Below are 7,723 nucleotides of genomic sequence, written 5' to 3'. Positions count from 1 at the left end.
CCGGCACGACACCGATCCCTCGAAGCTGCTCGTGCAGGCGCGCGAGGAGTTCAAGGGGCCGGTGGAGGTGGCCCACGATGGGCTCACCGTGGAGCTGCCGCTGAGAGACTGAGGGCGGCTACTGCACCTTCTGAGCGGCCTCGGCCTCCCAGGCCTTGGCCGTCTCGGGGTCCACCTTCTGGAGCAGCTTCCACTCCAAGGCGTAGTCGCGCGTCAGCCCGGTGGCGTTCGTGGCGGGGGGAGGCTCGCCGCCCACGGACTGGTTGTTGTTGTTGGGATCGTGGGCGCCCTGGGCCTCGACGCGGTTCTGCTTGAGGAACTCCACAGAGCACTGGCCAGGGCCCTTCTCGATGCCGCGGATGAGGTAGCGCGCGTAGGAGGTGCCCAGGGAGGAGGGGGCGCCCTGCATCATCCAGTCCGTCTGCATCTCGAAGCCGCCCTTGGCCTCCATGACGGAGTAGCCCTCTTCGGTGAGGACCTCCTTGGCCTTGGGCCACACCTCGGCGATGGGCAGGCGGTAGACGTGGGTGCCCGCCTTCTCTTGGAGGTATGTCTCACGGCGGTTCGCGGCGCAGCCTGTGGTGAGAGCGAGAGCGGCCACCACCAACAGCGCGGTGGACCCGAGCGGGGACTTGGAAGGCGTCATGGTTCGGCTCCAGGGTTGAGAGAAACACCCCCTTTCAAGCACGGGCCTCCTCCGGAGCCAAGCGGCACGGTATCGATGTCCAGCTCGCCTCGGCCACCGGAGCTGCCAGGACGTCATTCGCCGTACACGCGAGGTGCATCCTCCTGACGCATGGCCCACCCCGTGCCTGCATGTTCCCTATCAGTGATGACAATCCCACCCTGCGTACGCCAGTGATGACGTACCTGATCTTCGGCGCCATTGCCTTGTCTGGATCTTCCTGCAGGGCGCGGGGTTGGACGGGGCAGCGCTGGCTTCATCCCCATCTTCTTCTTCCTCCACATCATCTCCGTGCCGGCCTGGGTGGTGCTCATCTACTGATTCGTCCTCCAGGTCATCACCGGTCTGCCTCAGCTCAACACGGTCCGCCCAGAGGCCTCGGGCGGGGTCGCGGTCTGGGCCCACATCGGCGGCTTCGTGGCAGGCCTGGTGCTCATCAAGCTGTTCGAGAACCGGCAGTACACCTCGCAGCGCACCACGTGGCGGCACCGGCTCCACCCGGACCACCCGTGACGGGCGCATCGACGCCGTAGCCAGCACCGCCCGGGTGCGCCAGAGTGCCGCGCCCGCGCCCCGGCGTCCGGGGTGGGACCATGACAGGTGTCTCGATGCAAGGTGTCCGGTGTTCCCTCGTGGCGGTGCTCCTCCTGGCGTGCGTGCCCGGCTGTACCCGGCGCGCTCCCGACACGAAGCCCCCTCCTTCTTCCTCCACCACGGTGTACCTCGCCCGCCATGTGCAGACGCTCGACCCGGCGCGACCCGCCGCCGAGGCGCTCGCCGTGCGAGACGGCAAGGTGCTGGCGACCGGCTCCCGAGACGAGATGATCTCCGCTGCCGGCAGCGAGGCTCGCGTGGTGGATCTCGGGGAGGCGACGGTGGTGCCCGGCCTCACCGACGGCCACGGACACCTGGCGGGGCTGGGCCGCGCGCTCTCAGCCGTCACGCTGGTGGGGGCCGACTCCCGGCAGGAGGTGCTCTCGCGCCTGAAGGCCGCGCCCCGATCCGCCTTTCAGGGAGACTGGCTCATCGGCCAGGGGTGGGACCAGAACGACTGGCCGGAGAAGGCGTTCCCTGCCCGCGCGGAGCTGGATGCGGGCTGGCCCACCACGCCCGTGGCCCTGTCACGCATCGATGGCCATGCCCTCTGGGCCAACGGCGAGGCCCTGCGCCGCGCGCGCATCACCCGCGACACGAAGGATCCGCAGGGTGGACGCATCCTCCGCGGCCCTGATGGCGAGCCCACCGGCATCCTCGTGGACAACGCCATGGACCTCGTCTTCGCGGTCATGCCCCCGCCCACCGACGAGCAGTTCGAGGCGCAGCTCACGGCGGCGCTCGCCGTCTGCGCGCAGAACGGGATGACAGGTGTCCACGACGCGGGCATGGACCTGCGCACCTTCAACCTGCTCAAGCGCTGGGACGCCGAGGGCCGCCTCCCGCTGCGCGTCTACGCGATGGCGGACGGCATCGGCCCCGAGCGTGAGAAATACCTGGAGCTGGGGCCCTTCCAGGGCAACCGGCTCACGATGCGAGCCGTGAAGCTGATGCTGGACGGAGCGCTGGGCAGCCGCGGCGCGGCGCTCCACGCACCCTACAGCGATGAGCATGGCCAGAGCGGCCTGCTCCTGCTCAACCCCGAGGAGTACGAAGCCCGCGTGCGGGCCTTCATCGGCCGCGGTTTCCAGACGGCCACGCATGCCATCGGCGACCGGGCCAATGCCATCGTCCTCGACACGCTGCTGCGCGTTGCGGGCCCCGAGGGTGTACGCAAGGGACGCCACCGCGTGGAGCATGCCCAGGTGCTGCGCCTGGAGGACATCACGAAGCTGGGCGCCAACGGCTTCATCGCCAGCGTGCAGCCCACGCACGCCACCAGCGACATGCCTTGGGCGGAGACGCGCGTGGGGCCCGAGCGCATCCGCGGCGCCTATGCGTGGCAACGGCTCAAGGCCGCGGGCGCCACGCTGGCGCTCGGCAGCGACTTCCCGGTGGAGCGTCCGGACATGCTCGCGGGCCTCTACGCCGCACGCACCCGGCAAGACGCGGCCGGCCAGCCTCCAGGCGGGTGGCTCCCCGACCAGCGCCTCAGCGGCGAAGAGGCGCTCGAGGGCTTCACCGTGGGCAATGCCTTTGCCTCGTTCGCGGAGGACCTGCGCGGCCGGCTCCAGCCCGGAATGGACGCGGACTTCGTCGCGCTCTCTGTCGATCCGGTGGACGCGCAGCCCTCGGACCTGCTCACGGCCCAGGTGCGCCTCACCGTGATTGGCGGAGACACGGTCTACAACGCTGCTCCCTAGGAAGGAGTTGGGCGCTCTCATGCTCTTCCTTCTGGCCGCCGTAGCCTCCCTGACCCTCACAGCCTCCCCACCGCCGTTCGGGAATGCCCACCATCCCGTCACTCGCGAGGTGTCTCCCTCCACCCCCGTGCAGCGCGAGGTGCCCGCGGGAGACTTCCTCCTCGTGGCCTACGGCTTCTACCGGACCGTCGTGACGCCCATCGATGGACCGCGCTGCTCGCACCGTCCCACGTGCTCGGCCTACGCCCGCGAGGCGATCAGCCGGTATGGCGTGGTGGGGTTCTGGCTGGCCTACGACCGGCTGCTGCGCGACGCGCATTCCTCCTCGGTGCGTCAGCTTCCCGTGGCCCTGCGACAGGGACGGATCGTCTTCCTGGACCCGCTGGAGGAGAGCACGTTTTGGTTTCCTTGATGCTTCTGGCCCTGGTCCTGGCGGGAACGCCCGAAGCGGAGCAGCAGCTGGGCTTCGCCCGCTCCCTGGATGGCGACGGCGACTATTACCGCGCCATCGGAGAGTACAAACGCTTCCTCTATCTGTATCCGGACTCTCCCCTGGCGGACGAGGCGCGGCTCGCCATCGGCCGGGCCTATGTCCACGGAGAGCAGCCTGACGCCGCTGAGGCTCACTTTCTCTCCCTGGCGGAGCTCTCCCCGGAGTGGCAGGCCCGAGCGCTGCTGGAGACGGGCTGGGCACGCTATTCCGCGGGCCGTTCCCAGGCCGCGATCTTCTCTCTCCAGTCCTTCCTCCGGCAGTACGGGGCCAGAGACGCGGCCGACGCCGACCGCGCGCGCTACCTGCTGGGCTGGGCGCTGCTCACGGAGGACAAGAGCGAGGCGGCCGTGGGGGCTTTTGCAGCAGTCGCGTCTCTGCCCGAGAAGGGCCAGCTCACGGAGGCCGCGAAGAACTGGAGGTCCTTGCCCCGTAAGTCGCCCTTGCTCGCGGGGTTACTCTCCGTGGTCCCTGGCGCGGGACACCTCTATATCGGAGAGCCCCTGGTCGGACTCGCGGCCCTGGGATGGAACGGTCTGTTCTCCTTTGCCCTCTATGAGTCCATCCGCCGGGATCAGGTGGGCGTTGCGGTGCTCCTCGGTGCGCTCGAGCTGATCTGGTACACGGGCACCATCTTCGGAGCCGTCAGTGGCGCGCAGAAGTACAACCGGGATGTGCGACTTCAGGCGCTCGATGGGCTCCGTACGCGGTTCAACGACCGGCCGGAGACCTGGCCTCCAAGCCCCACCTCCCGCTGAGCGAGCCTGTCCCTCCGCTCCAAGCCCCACCTGGAAGGTAGTACGCTGGACGCCCGAGCGGGATCGCTCAATCCGGTGCGCCTGGCTTCTTCCCGACTTTGCGCAGCCGGGCGTAGAGCTTGATCATCGTGTTGGTGCGGCAGAACGTGAGGTGCTGCGCACGCTCGTAGCCCTTCCGCGCCACCTCGACCTTGATGGGCTTGCCGGGCAAGCAGTCCAAGGTGAGCGACACTGGCGTGTTCCCCTGGTCGTTGCCATCCACCCGGACGGAGACGCCCCCGGGCTCGGACTCGACCATCAGGATGGCCGCCCCTTCGAAGGACGCCGTCTGCTCGGTGATGATCTGCCCCGGCTTCGCTGCCGGCGCAGGCGTGTCGAGGACCGGCGCGAGCGTCGTGTAGGTCGGCTGGGTGAGCATCTCCGTTGTCGGCGCCTGGAACGAGCCGTTGAGCTCCGGCAGCACGAGCAGCACCGCCGTCATCAGCCCGAACCCCGCAGCACCCAGCCGCAACGCCGCCGCCACGCTCCAGGGCCCGCCCTCCGTCGAAGGCAGGAAGGTGCCCACCTTCTCCCGGACCGGCTGATGCACGGACACCGTCCCCGTCGCCCGCGGCGTCCCCGTGGGCCGAGCCTCGGGCTCAGCGGAGGCCTCGCCAGGGAGCCGGAGGTTGGAGAACCGCGACTGGACGTGCTCGGCCTCCTGGGTGCGGCCCATGAGCGAGTCCTTCATCTCGTCACGGGCCGGCTCTCCCTCGGCCGACGGCCAGTCCTGCTTGGGCTCCTTTGCGTTGCTCACGTGGCTCCTCCCCGCCCTCAGGCTCCGCCGCCGACGACCCGGAACACTTCACGCAGCGTCGTCGCCCCGGCGCGCGCGCGCTCCACCCCCGCCGCCAGCAGCGGCACCATCCCTTCCTTCATGGCGATCTCCTGCAGCTGGGGCGACGGCACCTTGGCGTTGATGGCTTCGCGGATGGCCGCGGTGACGACCAGCATCTCGTAGATGGCGGTGCGGCCCAGATACCCACCGCCGCCACACTTTGCGCAGCCCACCGCGCTATAGAAAGTGCCCCCAGCCAGCCCCGCCGAGTCCAGCCGGACCACATCCTCGGGGCTGATGGGCGAGGGCGTACGGCAGTGCGGGCACAGCGCGCGAACCAGCCGCTGAGAGATGGTCGCCACCGTGGCGGACGCCAGCAGGAAGGGCTCCGCCCCCATCTCGATGAGCCGGTTGAACACGCCCGAGGCCGAGTTCGCGTGGATGGTGGTGAGGATCAAGTGGCCGCTCAGGCCCGCCTGGATGGCCGTGCGCGCCGTCTCCGGATCGCGGATCTCGCCCACCATGATGACGTTGGGATCCTGGCGCAGCACCGAGCGCAGGCCCTGGGCGAAGGTGAAGCCCTGCTCGGCGTTGACCTGTGTCTGCGCGAAGAGGGGCACGTCGAACTCGACGGGATCCTCGATGGTGGCGATGCGCGTGAGCTCGCCTCGCGACTCCTTGATGTAGCCGAGCGAGGCGTACAGCGACGTCGTCTTGCCGCTGCCCGTAGCGCCCGCCACGAAGATGACGCCCTGGGGCAGCGCCAGGCTCTGCTGGTACCTGTCCAGCAGCGCCTGGGGGAACCCGAGCGCCGTGAGCCGGGGCAGCCGCACACCGGAGCGGGCGATGCGCAGCGCCACGGCCTCGCCGTGGTTGGTGGGGAGGAGCGAGACGCGGATGTCCGCGGGCCCCTCCTGGGTGGAGAGCGAGAAGTGCCCGTCCTGCGGCTTGTCGAGCTTGTAGAGGGTGAGCTTCGCCAGCACCTTGATGCGGTTGATGAGGCGCGGGTGGTGCTCGCGAGGAATGGTGAGCACCTCCTCCAGCACCCCGTGGACGCGGAAGGCAATGCGCGTGCCCGCCTCCAGGGGGTGGATGTGCACGTCGCTGGCGCCCACGCGGATGGCCCCGTCCATCAGCGTGTCCATGAAGACGATGATGTCCGGATCCGGCTGGGTGGCGATGCCGCGCAGGTACTGGCCCAGCTCCACCAGCATCTCGCGCACGACGATGGCCACGTCCTCGTTCACCACCTCCAGCGGGGACAGGGCCGGGCGCTTCGCCATGGGCGGAGGCGCGCGGCGCGCGTAGGAGGTCACGAGGGTCGAGCCCACGCCCAGCACGAGCGCCAGCCCGGCGCTCAGGAGCACCAGTGGCGAGAGGGCCGTCTGGAGGTAGGCGCCGCCCAGCTTCAGCGCGGGCCCCACGCCCCCGGGCGAGTGCCGGTAGACGAAGGAAGCGATGCCCGCCACGAGAACCAGCCCGGCGAGGGTCCACAGGCCGCGGGTGGCCTTGCTCATCTGCGCAGTCATGGGATGGGGAGAATCTACCACTACTGGAGCTGCTCGCGCACGACCGTCGTCTTGCCCGGCTGCACTACCACCTTGACTGCCTTGATGGCCCCCAGCTCGCTGTTCACCAGGCGCAGCGTGTAGCTGCCCTCGTAGACTTCACGCGGCGCCAGCGGCGTGGTGCCCAGCTTCCGCTCACCGATGTAGACGTCCGCCCAGGGCTTCGCGTCCGCGGCGATCTTCCCCTTCCGGAACTGAATGGCGCTGCGGGTCTTCCCCTTGGCCTCCACGTTCACCACGGACGTCTGGCGCAGATCGATCTCGGCGTTGACGAACGTGAGCGTCACCTTCCCCACCGGCAGCTTCACCGTCGCCGGCGTGCGCCCCAGCTTCTTCGTGCCAAGGAAGATGTCCGCGGACGGCGTGCTGGAGATCTCCACTTCCCCCGTCAGGGTGTCCTTCTTGCTCTTCTTCGCGCGCAGATCCGAGGCCAGCTCGGGCTCGGACTGCGGCTCGGGCAGGGCGAGCACCTTCAGCGAGAGCTTCACCGCCTCCGTCGCGCCGGGCTGCACCTTCACCGTGGCCGCCTCCTCCTGGTGGCCTGCGAGGCTCACGCGGATCAGGTGCTCCACCCCCGAGGCCACCTCGGGCAGCGTCAGCGGCGTCGCGCCTTCCTGCAGCTTCCCGTCCAGCACCACCGAGGCGCCCGGCGGCTCCGTCACCAGCGTGATCGTCCCTGGCTTCGCCGCCTCCTCGGGCAGCAGCACGGAGACGGTCTTGCTCGGGGCCTGACGAGTGAGCCGGACCGTCACCTCTCGCGGCTCGCGGCCCTCCTTCTCGATCCGCACACGCAAATCCTGATCGAACGCCAGCATCCGCAAGGTGCCCGGCGTCTTCACCGTCGACATCAGCCCGTCCACGACCAGGGAGGCCCCCGGAGGATCACTCTCCACCGTCACCTCGCCCTCCACGGCCGCGACCGGGGCGGGAGAGCGGATCAGCGTGAAGGTCAGCACCCCCGCCAGCACCACCCCCAGGAGCGCGGCCGCCGCGGCCACCACCTTCTTGCGGCCCGTGGGGCGGCGCACCGCGTCCACCACCTCCGACTGGGGCTGGTCTCCGTCCACCCGGCCTCGGGGATCCGTGAAGCCGGAGACCTGCGAGTTCC

7 protein-coding genes are annotated in these 7,723 nt (G+C 69.6%); 3 read left to right on the top strand and 4 right to left on the bottom strand.

All coding sequences use genetic code 11. The annotated features are described in order from the left end of the window. Nucleotides 1–118 precede the first annotated feature (118 nt). Complete coding sequence (locus VD972_RS02325; RefSeq protein WP_324980055.1) at nt 119–646, bottom strand: hypothetical protein; 528 nt, start codon at nt 644–646, stop codon at nt 119–121. Between the two features lie 632 nt (nt 647–1,278). Between VD972_RS02325 and VD972_RS02320 the strand changes: the two genes are divergently transcribed. Genes VD972_RS02320 through VD972_RS02310 form a run of 3 tightly spaced genes read left to right on the top strand, consistent with a single transcriptional unit; the run spans nt 1,279 to nt 4,230 of the window. Beyond that, nucleotides 1,279–2,982, top strand: a complete 1,704-nt coding sequence (locus VD972_RS02320; RefSeq protein ID WP_414653967.1) for an amidohydrolase — start codon at nt 1,279–1,281, stop codon at nt 2,980–2,982. A 19-nt stretch (nt 2,983–3,001) separates the two neighbouring features. After that, the gene (gene yidD, locus VD972_RS02315; protein ID WP_324980052.1) at nt 3,002–3,394 is read left to right on the top strand and encodes a membrane protein insertion efficiency factor YidD; all 393 of its coding nucleotides are present in this window, start codon (nt 3,002–3,004) and stop codon (nt 3,392–3,394) included. Then, on the top strand, nt 3,394–4,230 hold the full coding sequence (locus VD972_RS02310) for a tetratricopeptide repeat protein (protein ID WP_324980050.1): 837 nt from the start codon (nt 3,394–3,396) through the stop codon (nt 4,228–4,230). Before yidD ends, VD972_RS02310 begins: the two co-directional genes overlap by 1 nt. A gap of 67 nt (nt 4,231–4,297) precedes the next feature. Here the strand turns inward: VD972_RS02310 and VD972_RS02305 are convergent, their stop codons facing one another. The 3 genes from VD972_RS02305 to VD972_RS02295 form a co-directional block, all read right to left on the bottom strand. Beyond that, a complete protein-coding gene (locus VD972_RS02305; RefSeq protein ID WP_324980046.1) occupies nt 4,298–5,026 on the bottom strand; it encodes a PEGA domain-containing protein in 729 nt (242 codons plus the stop codon). Nucleotides 5,027–5,043: 17 nt separating this feature from the next. Further along, on the bottom strand, nt 5,044–6,576 hold the full coding sequence (locus tag VD972_RS02300; RefSeq protein WP_324980043.1) for a GspE/PulE family protein: 1,533 nt from the start codon (nt 6,574–6,576) through the stop codon (nt 5,044–5,046). A gap of 20 nt (nt 6,577–6,596) precedes the next feature. Next, on the bottom strand, nt 6,597–7,723 hold a 1,127-nt coding region (locus VD972_RS02295), incomplete at its 5' end, for a PEGA domain-containing protein (RefSeq protein WP_324980040.1).

The sequence above is a fragment of the Hyalangium sp. genome, from assembly GCF_035629615.1.
Lineage (GTDB): Bacteria > Myxococcota > Myxococcia > Myxococcales > Myxococcaceae > Hyalangium.
This window is presented reverse-complemented; position numbering and strand designations above follow the sequence as displayed.